The sequence below is a fragment of the Dyadobacter bucti genome, assembly GCF_005869225.1.
GTDB lineage: Bacteria > Bacteroidota > Bacteroidia > Cytophagales > Spirosomataceae > Dyadobacter > Dyadobacter bucti.
The window spans coordinates 518,206-535,796 of sequence record NZ_SWFP01000002.1; the positions used below are offsets into that span (position 1 = coordinate 518,206).

13 protein-coding genes are annotated in these 17,591 nt (G+C 47.5%); 4 read left to right on the plus strand and 9 right to left on the minus strand.

The window, feature by feature from the left end; genetic code table 11:
• The 3 genes from FBF61_RS07340 to FBF61_RS07350 form a co-directional block, all read right to left on the minus strand.
• Positions 1-3,420, minus strand: a complete 3,420-nt coding sequence (locus FBF61_RS07340; protein ID WP_138476555.1) for a SusC/RagA family TonB-linked outer membrane protein — start codon at positions 3,418-3,420, stop codon at positions 1-3.
• A 168-nt stretch (positions 3,421-3,588) separates the two neighbouring features.
• Positions 3,589-4,713 (minus strand): FecR family protein, encoded by a 1,125-nt coding sequence (locus FBF61_RS07345; RefSeq protein ID WP_138476556.1) that lies wholly within the window; start codon positions 4,711-4,713, stop codon positions 3,589-3,591.
• A 1,932-nt stretch (positions 4,714-6,645) separates the two neighbouring features.
• Positions 6,646-7,917, minus strand: a complete 1,272-nt coding sequence (locus FBF61_RS07350) for an MFS transporter (RefSeq protein WP_138476557.1) — start codon at positions 7,915-7,917, stop codon at positions 6,646-6,648.
• A 259-nt stretch (positions 7,918-8,176) separates the two neighbouring features.
• Between FBF61_RS07350 and FBF61_RS07355 the strand changes: the two genes are divergently transcribed.
• A complete protein-coding gene (locus FBF61_RS07355) occupies positions 8,177-8,446 on the plus strand; it encodes a type II toxin-antitoxin system HigB family toxin (protein WP_138477079.1) in 270 nt (89 codons plus the stop codon).
• Positions 8,447-8,454: 8 nt separating this feature from the next.
• Positions 8,455-8,820, plus strand: a complete 366-nt coding sequence (locus FBF61_RS07360) for a helix-turn-helix domain-containing protein (protein WP_138476558.1) — start codon at positions 8,455-8,457, stop codon at positions 8,818-8,820.
• Between the two features lie 2 nt (positions 8,821-8,822).
• Here the strand turns inward: FBF61_RS07360 and FBF61_RS07365 are convergent, their stop codons facing one another.
• Positions 8,823-9,005, minus strand: a complete 183-nt coding sequence (locus FBF61_RS07365; protein ID WP_138476559.1) for a hypothetical protein — start codon at positions 9,003-9,005, stop codon at positions 8,823-8,825.
• A gap of 77 nt (positions 9,006-9,082) precedes the next feature.
• Positions 9,083-9,232, minus strand: a complete 150-nt coding sequence (locus tag FBF61_RS34515; protein WP_166444450.1) for a hypothetical protein — start codon at positions 9,230-9,232, stop codon at positions 9,083-9,085.
• 233 nt (positions 9,233-9,465) lie between these two features.
• Here FBF61_RS34515 and FBF61_RS07370 point away from each other — a divergent pair, with 233 nt between their 5' ends.
• Both FBF61_RS07370 and FBF61_RS07375 read left to right on the plus strand, forming a co-directional pair.
• Positions 9,466-10,839: a Gfo/Idh/MocA family protein gene (locus FBF61_RS07370; RefSeq protein ID WP_138476560.1), complete on the plus strand. Its 1,374-nt coding sequence runs from the start codon at positions 9,466-9,468 to the stop codon at positions 10,837-10,839.
• A gap of 185 nt (positions 10,840-11,024) precedes the next feature.
• Entirely contained in the window at positions 11,025-12,617 is a 1,593-nt protein-coding gene (locus FBF61_RS07375) for a sulfatase family protein (protein ID WP_138476561.1), read from the plus strand.
• 17 nt (positions 12,618-12,634) lie between these two features.
• On the opposite strand, the gene FBF61_RS07380 is transcribed toward FBF61_RS07375, so the two are convergent.
• The 4 genes from FBF61_RS07380 to FBF61_RS07395 form a co-directional block, all read right to left on the minus strand.
• On the minus strand, positions 12,635-15,406 hold the full coding sequence (locus FBF61_RS07380; RefSeq protein WP_229214947.1) for a DUF6797 domain-containing protein: 2,772 nt from the start codon (positions 15,404-15,406) through the stop codon (positions 12,635-12,637).
• A gap of 92 nt (positions 15,407-15,498) precedes the next feature.
• Positions 15,499-16,746 (minus strand): RNA polymerase sigma factor, encoded by a 1,248-nt coding sequence (locus FBF61_RS07385; protein WP_138476563.1) that lies wholly within the window; start codon positions 16,744-16,746, stop codon positions 15,499-15,501.
• Between the two features lie 9 nt (positions 16,747-16,755).
• Complete coding sequence (locus FBF61_RS07390; RefSeq protein ID WP_138476564.1) at positions 16,756-17,097, minus strand: YciI family protein; 342 nt, start codon at positions 17,095-17,097, stop codon at positions 16,756-16,758.
• A 134-nt stretch (positions 17,098-17,231) separates the two neighbouring features.
• Positions 17,232-17,588 (minus strand): YciI family protein, encoded by a 357-nt coding sequence (locus FBF61_RS07395; RefSeq protein WP_138476565.1) that lies wholly within the window; start codon positions 17,586-17,588, stop codon positions 17,232-17,234.
• Between the last annotated feature and the right edge of the window lie 3 nt (positions 17,589-17,591).

Consider the following 17,591-nt stretch of genomic DNA (forward strand, 5'->3'; position numbering starts at 1 on the left):
TTAAAATCCGATGTTCACGCCAATGATCAGACTCTTTGGCAATGGATAGTTGTTCAAATCGATGCCCGGGTTCAATGCACTTGCACTGTTGCTCACTTCGGGATTAAAGGAAGTGTTCTTCGTAAAAATGAAAGGGTTGTTGGCCGTCACATAGAACCGCAGCGAGCTCAGCCTGATCTTTTCCACGAGCGTCACGGGAAGGGAATAGCCGAGTACTATGTTATTGATCCGCAGATATGAGCCGGATTCTATATATCTCTGGCTGTTGAGCCGGATACCGCCGGTTGGCTGGTCGTTGGGTCTTGGGGTTACGCCATCGCCGGGATCCTGTTCCGACTTCCAGTAGTTCCGCTGGGTATCCAGTGTCCGGCTGCGCGACCGGGTAAGGAGCCTGATGTTGTTGGCCGTGCTGAATACCTCATTTCCCTGAGAACCTTGCAGGCTCACACTCAGCGTAAGACCCTTGTAACTGAAGTTGTTTGTCACACCATAATAAAAATCGGGGTATGGGCTTCCCATGATGGTGTTATCGTAATTATTGATGATACCGTCGGGTGTGCCGTTAGGGCCGCTCACGTCCTTGAACCGGATATCCCCCGGACGCGACCTGTCGATGCCGCCGGGACTGAAAATCGGGCCAGCTTCAATTTCAGCCTGGTTCCTGAAAATACCATCTGTTAAAAAGCCGTAAAACATACCGATAGGCTGACCGATCCTCGTAATGTTGGTGTTGGAAATGATCGGATCACCGGTCGGCCCAAGTTTTACAACCTTATTTTTGTAGGTCGAAAAGTTGATGTCCGTGGTCCAGTTGAACTTGCCGTCGAGGTTCACGGTCCCAAGCACAAATTCCCAGCCGGTGTTTTTCACTTCGCCTATGTTTTTCAGGGCGGTACTGAAACCTGTGATGTCCGGCACATTCACATTCAGCAGCAAATCCGTATTTCTTGACCGGAAATGATCCAGCGTAACTGTTATTCTTCGGTTAAAAAATGAAGCATCTGCTCCGAAATTCATCGATTTCTGTTTTTCCCAGGTCAGGTTCGGGTTTGCCAGCTTGCCTGGTGCATATCCGCCCACCTGCGCACCGCCAAGGATATAGCGCTCGTAAGTGATGGTCGCAAAATGTTCGTAGTTACCAATGTTGTTATTTCCCGTTTCTCCGTACGTTCCTCTCAGTTTCAGCTCGTTCAAAAAGCGGACATCTTTCAGGAAATTTTCATCCGAAATACGCCAGGCCACTGCCGCTGAGGGGAAAAGCCCGTATTTGTTTTCTGACCCGAACCGCGAAGAACCGTCTGTCCTGATCGAAGCCGTGAGATAATATTTGCTGTTGTAGTTATAATTGAACCTGCCCAGGTAAGACACCAGCGACCATTCGCCCTCGTCAGAAGATCCTCCGGTCAATATCCCGCTGACCGCGCTCAGCGTCGGCACAAGGTTATTGGGGTACCTGTTGCTGTTGAGCGAATTGGTCTGGAAATTTTCTTTCTGACTTGTAAAACCAGCCAGCCCGGTAATGTTATGCTTGCCAAATGATTTGACGTAATTCAAAGTCGTTTCAGTGATCCAGTTCAGCATATTCGAAGTATTGTCGGAGCCTACTGCCGGGCCGCCGAAAAATGCTGGAAGGGAAGGCCTGAATTTCATCCCTTTCAGATATTCCGTCGTGGCGCCCACCATTACATTCAATTTGAGGTTATCGGTAAACGAATATTCTCCGGTAACGTTAGCCAACATACGTACACGTTTCTGACGTGCATTTATCTCGTTCGCAACCGCCACGGGATTCAGCAGTACTGTCGATGCGTCAATGTTATTATATACAAAATAGCTTCCGTCCGGATTGAAAAGCGGGTAGTAAGGCATCGCTGAACCAGCCTGGGCTATCACCCCTTCATTCTCTCCCCCTCCCCCGCCGCTCGCGGTAATGCTCCGGCTGTCGGTCATGGAAGCGTTCATATTCATTTTTACCATCAGTTTTTTGGTAAGCCGCGCATCGATATTACCCCTGAGGGAATATCTGTTGAAATCACTGTTAAGAATGATCCCTTCCTGATTAAGGTATTCACCGCTGAGCGCGAACCTTACCATTTCGGTACCACCAGCCGCTGAAAGCTGGTACTGGCTCTGAGGCGCAGTCCGCAACACCGCATCCAGCGCGTCCACATCATAGGTATTTTTGCCGGAAAGTACGTCCAGCGGCGTCTGCGGAACCTTCAATGTCCAGTTTTCATGAGGACCTGAAACATCATAATCATTATCGATGTTTCTGTTGCGGATTCCATCGTAGTAATATTGAGCCTGTTCCCTTGCATTCAGAAACTGAGGCCTTTTCATCACTTGTTGCCAGCCTGTGTATGTATCAAAAGAGATTTTGGTCTTTCCGGCCTTCCCTCTTTTGGTATTGATAATGATCACACCATTGGCCCCGCGGGAACCATAAATCGCTGTTGCAGAGGCATCTTTCAGAATATCCATACTTTCGATATCATTCGGGTTCAGGGACTGGATATTGTCGATCGGGAAACCGTCCACCACATACAGCGGCCCCGAACCCGCCGAAATACTGCCCACGCCCCTGATCCTGATCTGCGGGGCCGCGCCCGGCTCACCGGTTATCGGGATCACCTGCACCCCCGGTACTTTTCCGAGCAGCGCCTGGTCGATGCGGGCGACCGGCAAATCCTTGATGTCTTTGGCACTGACCGAAGAAACCGAGCCGGTAAGATCTTTCCTTTCCACCGCTCCATACCCTATCACTACCACTTCTTCCAATGCTTTGATGTCTTCTTTTAGAGTGATGCTGAAAACCGTCTGGCTGTTCACCACCACTTCCTGGGTTTGAAAACCTACATAGGAAATTACCAGCACAGGATTGCTATTGACGGTATTGATCGAGAAGCTGCCGTTAACATCTGTCGCCGTCCCGTTTGTGGTGCCTTTTTCCAGGATCGTGACCCCGGGTAGTCCTTCGCCCTTATCGTTTGTCACTTTCCCGGTAATGTCAATGGCCGAAAACCCCTCGGAGGTTACCGACGGTCCCTGGCCGGTAAAGTCGCGCAAACGTACGTGAATGTTATTGTTCACCTGCTTGAACTCCAGCCGGGTGGAAGAAGAGACCCGGGCCAGGACTTTGTCCAGCGATTCGTTTCTGGCCCTTACGGATATCGGAATTTTATATAAAGCATCCTGTTCGTCGAATGTAAACCTGAAGGGTGTTTCTGCCTCCACTTTCCTGATAAACTCCAGCAGCGGTGCATTGGTAAAATACAATGTGACTTTTGTCTCCTTCATGTTCTTAAACCTGCCCTGCCCTCCCGAAGCTTGCAGATTGGTCAGAAAACACAGAAAAATGAGAAGTGTAAATAAAATCCTTCCCGCTATCCTGCGGAATAGATAGTTTAAATTATATTCCATAAATTTGGACAGTTTGAAATTTTTAGAGATAAAAATTAAAACACAAGTCTTTAAGAGCATTATGCGCCAACATCCGTTCTTTTCTGAGACTTGTGCAGTTAGGCTTCTCTCCCGAAGCCTAACTGTATTATCCTACAGTATTTTTACATCATATAATTCCTTCCGGTTTTAGTTGAATTTGAGCACCAATTTGTTGCCTTGCTTCTCATAGGAGAACTTTTTCACAAAGCTGATCCCTTTGAGCACATCGTCGAGGCTCTGGTTGTCGTAGGAGCCGGTGTACTTGCTTTTTCGTTCTTTGGAAGAAACTTTCCCGACAATCTCGATCTCTATTCCATACCAGTTTTCCAGTTTCTGGACTACTTCGTTCAGGCTTGCCTTTTTAAAATAAAGCACGCCCTTCTGCCAGGATGACACCTCCATCGGGTCAAAAGCTTCGACCCGGTAGGCATGGCTTTCTTTATTGTAAACCAGCTGCTGCCCAGGACTGAGCCTGGCGATCTGACCGGATTCACCTTCTTTCTTCTCATCGATTTTCACCGATCCTGTGGTGAGCGCAACGGAGATCTCGTCGTTCTTTTCCCTGTGTTTTATATCAAAAGAAGTACCCAGCGCCTGGGTGGCAATATTTTCAGTTCGAACGATAAACGGCCGCTTATTATCTTTTTTTACCTCAAAAAAAGCTTCACCTTTCAATTCGATCTCCCTGATGGTGTCGGGGAAGGACTCGGGATAGGTAATGGTGCTTCCTGTGTTGAGCACTACCCGCGTGCCGTCGGGGAGATCCACGGTTTCGCGTGTGCCGGGCAATGCACTTACCGTCACCAGTTTTGAAATATATTGTTCATCCCCTGCACTGTAAAGGGTATATAGCCAGAACAAACCCAACGGAAGCAAAACCGTCGCGGCAGCCCTGAGTACCCAGTTCCATCGAACGGGTTTTATGATCTGGTCTATGTCGTTATCGGGAGAAAGAACAGGCTCCGCCGGTACCGGCAGTCCACTTTCCCGGCTATCAATAACCTTGTTAATTCCAGACAACATCCGGTCAGCATCCGCCTGGAAATTCTTTTTTTGTTTTTCTTTTCCCGCTTCCTGCCAGAAACGGTACAGTTCACTTTCTCCCGTCGGGTCAAGTTCTTCCTTCGCGAACCAGTCCAATACCGCTGCAACCTCCTCCTGAGAACATTCTCCTCTGAAAAATTTTTCTATTAAGTTGCTGTCCATGATATATTCCAGGTTCTTCTGAAATAAATACACCCAACCACGGCGCTGCACCACTTCACTTTTCAAATTTATTTTTTAATTAATCCGGGAAAGAGGGAAAACGATGATTTGCGCAATCTATCATGTCACCCCTGCGGGGTTGCTATTTACCTGATCGGAAAAATTCCATAAACCCCGGCGGGGTACATTTTTGTTCAACAATAATGACATCCCTTCGGGATTGCTATTTGCCTGACCGGAAAAATTCCATAAAGCCCGGCGGGGTGACATTTCGTTCTATAATAATGACATCCCTTCGGGATTGCTATTTGCATGACCGGAAAGATTGTAAAAAGCCCGACGGGCTGAAATTTTTGTAACAAAACGACTGAGCGAACATCTCTAAACCCCGGCGGGGTGACATTTCGTTCTATAATAATGACATCCCTTCGGGATTGCTATTCTCTGATTGAAAAGATTCGTAAAAAGCCCGACAGGCTGAAATTTTTGTAACAAAACGACTGACCGAACATCCCTAAACCCCGGCGGGGTGACATTTTTGTAAAAAACGGCTGACCAAAAATCTGTAAACCCCGACGGGGTGACATTTTTGTTCTATAATAATGACATCCCTTCGGGATTGCTATTTGCATGATCGGAAAGATTGTAAAAACCCCGACGGGCTGAAATTTTTGTAACAAAACGGCTGACCGAACATCTCTAAACCCCGGCGGGGTGACATTTCGTTCTATAATAATGACATCCCTTCGGGATTGCTATTTGCCTGACCGGAAAGATTTCGTAAAGCCCGACGGGCTGAAATTTTCGTAACAAAACGGCTGACCGAACATCTCTAAACCCGACGGGGTGACATTATTGTAACAAAACGACTGACCGAACATCTCTAAACCCCGGCGGGGTGACATTTTCGTTCCATAATAATGACATCCCTTCGGGATTGCTATTTGCCTGATCGGACAGATTGTAAAAAGCCCGACGGGCTGAAATTTTTGTAACAAAATGGCTGACCGGACCTCTCTAAACCCCGGCGGGGTGACATTTTTGTTCAACAATAATGACATCCCTTCGGGATTGTTATTTGCCTGACCGGAAAGATTGTAAAAGCCCGACGGGCTGAAATTTTTGTAACAAAACGGCTGACCAAAAATCTGTAAACCCCGCCGGGGTGACATTTCGTTCTATAATAATGACATCCCTTCGGGATTGCTATTTGCCTGACCGGAAAGATTGTAAAAACCCCGACGGACTGAAATTTTTGTAACAAAACGGCTGACCGAACATCTCTAAACCCCGGTGGGCTGACATTTTAGTTCTATAATAATGACATCCCTTTGGGATTGCTATTTGCCTGACCGGAAAGATTGTAAAAGCCCGACGGGCTGAAATTTTTGTAACAAAACGGCTGATCGAACATCTCTAAACCCCGGCGGGGTGACATTTTTGTTCAACAATAATGACATCCCTTCGGGATTGTTATTTGCCTGATCGGAAAGATTGTAAAAAGCCCGACGGGCTGAAATTTTTGTAACAAAACGGCTGACCGAACATCTCTAAACCCCGGCGGGGTGAAATTTTTTGTTCTATAATAATGACATCCCTTCGGGATTGCTATTTGCATGATCGGAAAGATTGTAAAAAGCCCGACGGGCTGAAATTTTTGTAACAAAACGACTGACCGAACATCTCTAAACCCCGGCGGGGTGACATTTTTGTTCAACAATAATGACATCCCTTCGGGATTGCTATTTGCATCGTCGGAAGATTTTAAAAAGCCCGGGCTGAAATTTTTGTAACAAAACGGCTGACCGAACATCTCTAAACCCCGGCGGGGTGACATTTTTGTTCAACAATAATGACATCCATTCAGGATTGCTATTTGCATGACCGGAAAGATTGTAAAAAGCCCGACGGGCTGAAATTTTTGTAACAAAACGGCTGACCGAACACCTCTAAACCCCGGCGGGGTGACATTGACGACACTCGGCCGGGCTGAGAAAATCAAGCCACCACCTCCTCCACAACCGGCTTCTCCGGTGCTTTAACTACTACAATGATCAGCAGAGTTGCCAGGAGCAAGGCCACAGCCATCAGAATATAAGACGCCTCAAACCCGCCGGTACTGCCATTAAGATAACCCACCAGATACGATCCGACAAAAGAGCCCAAAGCACCCAGACTGTTGATCGCGCCTATCGCGCCGCCGGCAACATTCTTGGGGAGGATCTCTGTCAATACCGCAAAAAATGGCCCGTAAGGCGCATATAAAGCCCCTCCCGCTATGATCAGCAATACAAACGACGCCCAGAAATTACTGTTACCAAGCCAGTATGCACCCAAGAATGCCACCGCCGCGGCCAACAAAAACGGCCAGATGAATATCTTTCTGTTGAGTGTTTTATCCGAAAAATAGGAAGCCGCGAGCATACCCGCGATTGCAAGCACATAAGGTACCGCCGACAGCCAGCCCGTAGTTACAATATCCATGTTCGGCGCAGCCTTGATGATCGACGGCAACCACATCACAAAACCATAAACGCCTACACTCCACAGCAGATATTGCAGGCATAGCAAAATTACCGTCGGTGACCGGAAAGCCTCCGCATAATTTTTAACCGGTTTGATACCGAGCTGCTCCTTTCTAAGCTCCTCCTCTACATCTTCTTTTTCCTGCTCCGTGAGCCAGTTGGCTTCCGCAGGTCTTTCATCAATCATTTTCCACCATACGAACGCCCAGATGATACCCGGTAAACCCTGAATTATAAACATCCATCTCCAACCCATGGATTCGATCAGATAACCGGAGACTACCGACATCCACAATACCGTTACGGGATTACCGAGGATCAGAAAAGTGTTTGCCCGCGAACGTTCCTTTTTTGTAAACCACTGGCTCAGCAGGATCAGCATAGCTGGCATCACTGCACTTTCTACCACACCGAGCATGAACCGTATCGCGATCAGCAGCGGCACATTGCTTACCATTCCGGTAGCAGTAGCCAGCGCTCCCCAGCTGATCAGCGATATGAATATCAGCTTTTTAGCACTTTTATGAGCAGCATATTGCGCCCCGGGGATCTGGAAAAAAAAGTAACCCAGAAAAAACAGCGACCCCAGCAAAGACGAAGTCCCTTTTGTAATATTGAGATCATCGGCCATGCCGCCGGCAACGGCAAAACCGAAGTTCGCACGGTCCAGATAAGCCAGACTATAGGTAACAAAAACGATCGGTATGATGCGGTACCAACGCGCCGGAGCCAGTTGCGGTTTCATTGTTTCTTTGTTCGTGAGCTTGATAGTATTTGATACAAAGACAATTTTCCGGCAGGGCTACCCCCATCCGCGAGAAAAGAGGCAGAAAATTTGTGGGAAGACGGGAGGCCTTGAAATAGGCTGTAAGGGTTTAGACATTCATGCCAAATAGGTGAATTATTTCAAATATTGAAACACTATTTCAGTATTTGAATATATGTTTTAATTTTGGAATCATACTCACCACCACACACTAGATGATAATTATCTCTCAAAACCGATCAGGGATTTTTGCTTTAAAAATCCGAAGCTTCGGAATGCATTAGAAAAATGGTACCGGGACACTTTGTCGGCAGATTGGTCAAATTTTAGCGATGTCAGAAAAACCTTTAACTCGGTGGATTCTGTCGGCAATGGGCTGTTCGTGTTTAATATTTCGGGAAACAATTGCCGGCTCGTCGCACGAATATTTTTTAGGAAGAGAACATTATATATCCGTTTCGTCGGAACTCATCAAGAATACGACGATTTAGATTTATCAACATTATAATAACTGATATGAAAAACCTGAAATCTGAAACCGAATATCAAAAAGCACTAAGCGACATTGATGTTTTGATGAAAAAAGGAGAGGATCTTATTACTGGTCCGGAAGCAGAGCGGATTGAGCAGCTGGCTTTATCTGTGCAAGCTTATGAGGCAACTTACTACCCATTTCCCATGCCGAAAACCATTCGCGAAATGGTTGAATTGAAACGTTTTCAGCTTAAACTGACACAGGCAGCCCTCGCGGAAATGCTGGGACTGGGGAAACCAAAATTGTCCCAGATACTTACAGGAAAGCGCGAACCAGACGTGGCTTTCCTTAAAGCGGCGTACAAAAAATTAGGCATTGATCCCGGTTTTCTCCTGGAAAATGCCTGACCTTACGATTCAATAATCCCGCCGTCATTTACTTCGAAGCTGTGCTTTTCCTTTCCGTATATTTTTGATTTAAGTACCGAAAACAGCGATGCTTTTTTAAGCTCTACGGGTTCGTAGGGTGTAATGGTCTTGTTCCCGATCTGGATATGAAACGGGTTTTTGCGTTTCTCTTTTTCAAAAACCACCACCGAATCGTAAAAAGAAATACAGTGCTTATCTCATTGACTTCCAGCTTCCTTTTGTCATTAATATGGCTTTCATACTATGAGTCGACCAGGTTCCTGGACTTCTTCATAAAAGTGTCGGGGTTGTTCAGTCGGCCGTGAAAATCATTCCGGACATAATGATCCCACTTATATACCAGATCTCCTTTGTGTTCATAAAATATTTCCCTGATTGTCTTGTAATCCATGAGATCCGGTGTCTTTATTTTGATGGCTGGAGTTTCTTAAAGATAAATTTTACAGCAATACAGAAACCTTCGGCACCTCTGTTTCCACGGAGAATTCGAGACCAGGTATTATAAGTTACAATTGCCGTAAGTAACCGAAGATCATTTGACTAGGGGCCAATAAATCATTATGTTTACAAACAGGGAAATTTGCCTTTCGAAAATCAACCACCTACTATTCCAACCTTAATGTAATGAAAAATAACCGCAGAGATTTTTTAAAACTGACCGGTCTCGCAGGAGCGGGCATTCTGGCTGGTGAAAGCGCGCCTGCACTCGGTGCGCAAGCCAGCGAAAGTAATTCTTTGATCCGTAAACAGAAGTTCAACATGTCGGGCTATGCTGCCCCCAAGCTGGAAACTGTACGGGTAGGCTTTATTGGTCTGGGCCAGCGCGGGCCGGGCCACGTCACCCGGTCGAGCAGAATAGAAGGCGTACAGATTACGGCACTATGCGACCTTCGCCCGGAAAAAGTGGACGCGGTGAAGAAAAAGCTGGAAGGTACTCCTCACAAACCCGTGTCCTATTCCGGTAAGGAAGATGACTGGAAAAGGCTTTGTGAACAAAAGGATGTCGACCTGATCTACGTCGCTACTCCCTGGCATTTACATGGGCCAATGGCAGTATATGCGATGGAACAAGGCAAGCATGTGGCCATAGAAGTGCCTGGCGTAATCACCATGGACGAATGTCACCAGATCGTAGAAGTTTCTGAGCGTACCAAAAAACATTGCATGTACCTTGAAAACTGCTGCTATGATTTTTTCGAACTGCTGACGCTGAACATGGCGCGGCAGGGATTTTTCGGGGAGATCATACACGGTGAAGGTGCGTACATCCACGACCTGATGAGCCATAATTTCAGCAAAGACGGGTATCATGACATGTGGAGGCTCAAAGAAAACGCAAACAGGAACGGAAACCTTTATCCTGGCCACGGCCTGGGACCCGTTGCCCAGATACTGAACATCAACCGGGGTGATAAAATGGATTATCTCGTTTCCATGTCCGGAAATGACTTTATGATGGGTGACATGGCCAGAGAACTTGCCGGAAAAGATGAGTTTTTCAAACCGTATGCGAACAAAAAATTCAGAGGAAATATGAATACCACGTCCATTCGTACTGCGAATGGCAAAACGATCATGCTACAGCACGATGTAACCTCGCCCCGCGTTTACTCGCGTCTGCACCTGATCAGCGGAACAAAAGGCGCCGCCCAGAAATATCCGCTGCCTGGAAAAATCTCCGTTGGCCATGAAGAATTTCTTTCTGAAAAAGAAGTGAAAGCGCTGGAAGAAAAGTACCAGCCGGCAATTGTAAAAAAAGTAGGTGAGCTTGCCAAACAAGTCGGCGGTCACGGAGGCATGGACTTTCTGATGAACTGGAGGCTGGTCGACTGCCTGCGGAACGGTCTGCCGATCGATATTGATGTGTACGACACGGCTGCGTGGAGTTCGATCGGGCCTTTGAGCGAAAAATCTGTTGCAAATCGGTCTTCCGCCGTGGATATTCCCGACTTCACCGGTGGCTCCTGGAAGAAAAACCAGCCTGTGGACATTACATAAAGAATGAGACTGCTTATCCAAAATAGGTTTGTAAACATATACCTGAGCCGGATTTTGTGAAATCCGGCTCAGGTATTTTATGCCCAACAGCCAGATATCACTTCCGGTGTAAGCAGGTTGGTGGGACGATTTCGGTTTTAACCAAACAGTTACTACTTTACCTGCCTGTATAAAATCCGGTAGTTATGAAGAAATATATGTGGCCCTGTTTCCTTTTTGTTATACCCGCACTGGCTGCCCTGAAAATGAATGTGAATGAAACTCCCCGGTCGGAGAAAAGACCGAACATCCTTTTTTGCATAGCAGATGACGCCTCCATGCAGCACATGTCCGCTTACGGTCTCACGGGCTGGGTGCAAACACCCGGATTTGACCGGGTTGCGCGGGAGGGTATTTTGTTTAAAAATGCATTTACCCCCAACGCAAAATGTTCGCCGTCGCGGGCATGTATCCTCACAGGCAGAAACCCCTGGCAACTGGAAGATGCGGGTAATCACGTACCATTTTTCCCAGCCAAATTCATTACCTGGGTCGAGGAGCTGGGCCGTAATGGTTACCAGACGGGTTATACCGGAAAAGGCTGGGCACCCGGGAATGCCGGCAAAACAGACGGAGTACCGCGCATGCTGACGGGAAGGGAGTTTAACTCAATCAAAATGGCAGCGCCTACAAAATCGATTTCTCCGGTAAATTATGCCGCCAATCTCCGGGAATTCCTCAAAACGAAAAAAAGCGACCAGCCTTTCTGTTTCTGGTATGGCGGGCACGAACCGCACAGGGTGTATGAATATGGCTCGGGGATATCAAAAGGGAACAAAAAATTGTCAGACATTACCAAGGTACCCTCCTACTGGCCCGACAATGAAACCGTGCGGAATGATATGCTCGATTATGCCTATGAAATCGAATATTTTGATCAGCACCTTGTCAGAATGCTGGACATCCTGAAAGAAAGCGGAGAACTTGAAAATACGATTATAGTTGTTACTTCAGACAACGGAATGCCATTCCCACGGGTGAAGGGCCATATTTATGAATATGACAACCATCTTCCGCTGGCCATCATGTGGCAAAAAGGACTTCGCAAACCTGGCAGGAAAATCAGCGACTATGTAAGCTTCATCGATTTTGCACCCACATTCCTGGAAGCTGCAGGGCTGGGTAGCGGCGATCAGCGGATGCAGCCTGTTGAGGGAAAATCACTGCTCGGAATCATTACTTCTGAAAAGGACGGAAATACGGACAAAACACGTGACCACGTGCTGCTCGGGAAAGAGCGTACCGACGTTGGACGCCCCCATGACTGGGGATATCCTGTACGCGCTATCATCAAAAACGATTACATTTTTTCCATCAATTATAAACCGGACCGCTGGCCAGCCGGAAACCCGGAAACCGGCTATCTCGATACGGACGGCAGCCCCACCAAAACCGAAATCCTGCAGGCCAAACGCAATAAAACCAACTCTAAATGGTGGGATTTGTCTTTTGGCAAAAAAACGGATGAAGAACTCTACCACATCAGGAAAGATCCGGACGCTGTTACAAACCTGGCTGCGGATCCTGCTTACGCGAAAATCAAAAATGAATTAAGGAAGCAGCTGGAACAGGAATTAAAAAAACAGGGAGATCCCAGAATGTCGGGTAAAGGTTATTTGTTCGACCAATATCCTTATGCCGAGCCGAATTCCAGGAATTTCTACGAAAGGTTTATGAAAGGGGAAAAAATGAAGGCAGGCTGGGTCAATGAGACCGATTTTGAAGTGATCCGGGAATGATCCCGGATCACATTTCATTATTTCTTTAACGATTTGATATACAAAACAATAGACCCTATATCCGAGTCAGACAAAACACCTGTGAACGACGGCATTTCTTCGTTATATCCCTTGACAACTTTTGCGGAAGGTGTCAGGATCGACTCCCGAATGTACTTTTCATTGGCAATTGCCTTGGAACCATCTTCAAAAACCCTTTCCGAGCCATACAGATTTTGAAAGGGCGGCCCGTACATTCCTTTTGTCCGTAAGCCTTCCGAGTGACAGCCCGCACAGGCCATTTTCTGGAACAGATCTTTGCCACGCTCCGCTGTCGCCGGCTCTTCTTTGACAGCCGCAGCAACCGTTTCATTTTGCCGGACGGTCAGTAAAGCCAGGTCGACATTTTTGAAACCCTGCTCTTCCAGATCCACATCCGCCATATTGTTGACTGTGAACCAAAAATGATCATTTATTTTGTGGCCGTCTTTGGCTGACAACTTGTAAGCCACTTCCATTTGCATGACATCCGACATACCCGGAACGAGCAGCAAAACTTTTTTGCCGTCGGCGGAAAGGTAGGAAGCGGCAACCGGCAAAGTTTCCTCCCCGGTTGTCCCGTCCAGCTTAAAGTGCCCTGAGCCATATTCCTCTGTACGCTTGTAATTCCATCTTTTTACCTCAAAACTAGCGGCGTCCGCGGCAGTCTTGGCGTCGAGCTCCGAGTCAAAGCCTAACACAATCCCCTGTTTTCCAGCCTGAAAACCTGCCGGCTGATAACTGGGTTTGCCTGTGTACCTTAGCCTCAGCAACGCGCTGATCCCGGTAGAACTCGAACCCCAGAGATTAAACCCAGTGACATATAACTGTCCGTCTGCGGGATTAACCGCACCCTTGGACGTCGGTGCCGGATAATTGCCCTGAATGAACGAGACACCTCCCTGGGTAATCGCTGCGGAACTGTCCATCAATACCTTGAACAATCCGGGCGCGCCAAAAGAAAAGTGGATCAGGCTGCCGCTCAGCGGACCCATTTTATCACCGGTTATCCATGCCTGGGCAATGCTGGACCTGTCGACGCTATGCGGGATCCAGGTAAGAGGCGGCGCGATAGGCGGGTTGTCGTCACGGTGCACAGTTGGCTCCACACCGTAGTAGTCGCCTTTTTTGATCAGATAAATGGGCGTCGACGGAACAAAGTTGCCTTGCTGATCGGTGGCAGTGAGAATCCCCTTTTCCGGGTGAAGGCCAATGTAGGGCCCACGGAAACCGGTTGCGATCACTTCACAAGTCAGTCCGTCGGGAGATACTTTTAATATGGTGCCGTTCTGGCTGGAGCCTGCCCGGAAACCTTTTGCAACCTGTGGCGTCACCCCCGGGCCATTGCTTTGGGCGCCTCCTTTTGCGATATAAAAACTTCCGTCCGGCGCATAAGCCATGTCCGCCGCCCATTCCCTGGACTCCACGGACTGCGCCATCGCATTTGAAAAATTCTCATAAAAATCCGCTGCACCATCATGATTGATATCAAGCAAACGAACAATCCCCTCCCTCCCAAAAATATGGACGGTATTATTAACCACCTCTACGCTCATGGGCTCATGCAGCCCGGAGGCAAATCGTCTCCATTTAATGCTTCCGAGATTTTTGTCAATGCCCTCAACGATCCATACGTCTCCTTCAAACGTTACGACTGCCGCCTTTCCGTCTTTAAAAAACGATACATCGGAGATCCGGACATTCCTTTTCCACGGGTTGGGAAGCGGCAATGTCAGGACATCGGTCACATACGCAGCCGTGTCGGGCGAAAGCTTGCCACTGGTAGCAACAGTTTCCGTCCATTGTGATGGCCCTCCTTTTTTAAAGTCCGGGAACGAGAGGTTTTGCTTTTTACAGAATTTCTCGAAAGCAGCTTTTTGTTTTGCAGGTCCCCGCCAAACGGCCAAAGATGTTTCTATAGTTTTGGACGAAGCCGGAAACCGGACGGTCAGATACCGGCCGTTACCCACATCCGGCTTGATATCGGCATTTCCTTTCCCCAGCACAGCCACCGCCGTAACCGTGTCTTTATTTGCTCCCTGATAAATATACGCGATCTTCCCCTTGACCTCGCTGCCTACGCCATTGGTTATTTCGGCAGCCGTCAGAAAGAGCGCTTCTGTGGCGCTTTCGATTGTTAGTGTCCGAGTAAATACAGTCTGGTCGTCAAATACGGCAGTTCCCGGCAATTCGAAGACATTGGAATTTTTAACTGAATAATTCAGCACAGCCTTGTTCCCGTAAACATAAACGCCTTTCCACCTTCCCTCGCTCGCAGGCATAGGTACCCAGCTTGGTTGTCCGGCTTTACCTGCCCGGGGCACTTCAAAGCCTGGTTTTCCTGCAAACCAACCTGCATAGGAGCCTGTGGCGCTGGTAGGTCGTCCGGGAACTGTGGTTACCTTATTGCTTTTGTTGAAAAAATCATTGTAGGAAATCTGGGCCATCAAAACCATCGGCAGGAATTTCCCGGTCCAGGCCACCGACCATCTCAACAGATCCGTATCAAAACAGGCATATGCATTGTTACCCAGCTGCAAAGCCAGCGTTCTGGCAGCTATATTGTCGTCCGGGTAACCGGGGCCGAGCTTGCGGGCGTCCACGGAGGTGGAAATAAACGGAAAACCTGCTTCCACAAACGGCCCCAGTTTCAGCGTATCTGTTTTTCCGGAAATCGCACTTTTAATGTCGGTATAACTGGTCAGCAAAACCGAGGCCAGTAGTAAAATGGAGATCCCGATCGCGGCCGGGTGCTTGCAAAGGCTTTTCAAAAAACTAAACATGTTGTTCTAACAAAGTAATAATCATGTCCAAAAGTATAGGATGGTTTCAAAATTACTCACAATGCTTTGTATCAACACACTTAATCGGGGATATCTGCTGGCCTAAATTTATCGATCTTCCTTTGCAATGTCTGTTTGTCGCCCTGTGTTCTGGCCATAGAAATCGCCCTTTCGAAAAACTGTGCTGCTTTCTGATTGTCAATATCCGTATAAAGTTCGCCGAGCAGGGCAAAATAAAAATGATGGTCTTCCAGCTTTAATTTTTCCGCTTCCACAATTGCTTCCTCTTTTCCGTTTGCCCTGGAAAGCGCATAAGTTCGGTTAAGTGCAGCAATCGGTGAATATTCTATTTGCAGCAAACGGTTGTACAGTTGCAGAATATTCTCCCATTTTTCCTTCGCGTCTGCTTTTTGTGTATGCCAATATGCAATGGCTGCTTCCAGATGGTATCTAGACAACTGGTCGCCACGCGCGGCGCAGTTCAGAAAATAACCTCCCTTACTGATCAGGTCAGCATTCCAGAGGTTCGTGTCCTGCTCGTCGTAAAGCACCAGCTCACCATTTTTATCCTCCCTGGCCTCAAACCGCGAAGAATGAAAACACATGAGGGAAAGAAGCGCATTTGCCTGGGGCGTGCCGGTACTTTTGTTTTCGACAAGCATCACGCAAAGCCGCATCGCTTCCAGGCAAAGGTCTTTTCGCAGCGTTTTGTTCTGACTTACGGAATAATAACCTTCATTGAACAACAGATAAATCGTTGTCAGAACAGTGGATAACCTTTCTTCAATTTTTGCCGGCTCGGGAAATGCGATTTCAATCCTTTCTTCCCGCAGTTTTTCCTTTGCCCGAAAGAGCCGCTTATTGATAGTCTCTTTATTGGATAAAAATGCAGCGGCGATTTCTTCAATTCCAAAACCGCAAAGAATACGGAGCGAAAGCCCGATCTGCGCCTCCTGGGAAATGGAAGGATGGCAAATTGCAAACATCATCTGGAGCTGGCTGTCATTGATATTTTCAGGTGAAAGATCAATGTCGCCGTCATACAAATCAGAGGTGGCACTTTTAATTTCCGGCGCAATTTTACCCTCAAAAAGAGCATTTCGCTGCAAATGGTTTTTGGCCTTGTTTTTGGCTACATGATAAAGCCAGGCGGTAGGGTTCTCCGGAATGCGGCCCAGTCCCCAGGTCTGGGCCGCGGTCAGAAATGTTTCGCTTGCAATGTCCTCAGCGATCTCGATCTGCTCAAAGCCGAAACGTTTGGAAAGAACAGAAACGATTTTCCTGTATTCGGTCCTGAACAAATTGGGTATGATTTCCTGATGATCCATTTACCCGATTTACATCTCATTAATTTCCCGGACTTCCACATTGCCGCCGATCACATAAATCGGGCAACCCTTTGCCAGATCAACGGCCTCTTCATACGAATCGCTTTTTATGATCGAGTAACCGCCGATCGTTTCCTTGATCTCCGTGTATGGACCATCGGTAACTACATTTCCGGGTTTGACTACTTTCCCGTTTGGAAAAAGACGATTGCCTTTGCTGACAAGCTTGTTCTGAGCCGCAATGCCTCCCATCCAGTCCATCCATTTTTTACCGGTGGCATGGATTTCCTCCTCCGTTCTGGCCGCCATTACTTCTGGGTCGTTTCTGAATACCAATAAGAATTCTTTCATTTTGCTTCCGGTTTTTTGCCTGCCCGCGGCAGACAGTTGACTGATTTATTGACCTACCCCTGTAACCATTGAGATACGGGATACTGGACATATATCTTGGTTCTTTTTACACAAAATCCTTAAAATTTCCGGAACTAGCCATTTTCATTCACTGACGTTATTTTCCGTACTTCTACGCTGTTCCCTTCACCGTTCAGTATCGGGCAATCGGCCCCAATTTTAGCAGCGTCGTCGAAACTCTCTGCCCTGATCGTTATAAAACCTGCGATAGACTCCTTGATTTCTGCAAATGGTCCGTCTATGGGGACTTTGTCAGATTGCAAAACCCTGCCCTCCGTAGAGAGCGCGGTACCGCTGACGAATTTATTCTCGGCGGCGATACCGGCCACCCATTCGTGGTACTGTTTCATGTAAACCTGCAATTGCTCCGGCGAAGGCTGTGCTTCCTTGGTAATAATGTCGAGGCGCATCAATAATAAGTACTGGTCCATGGT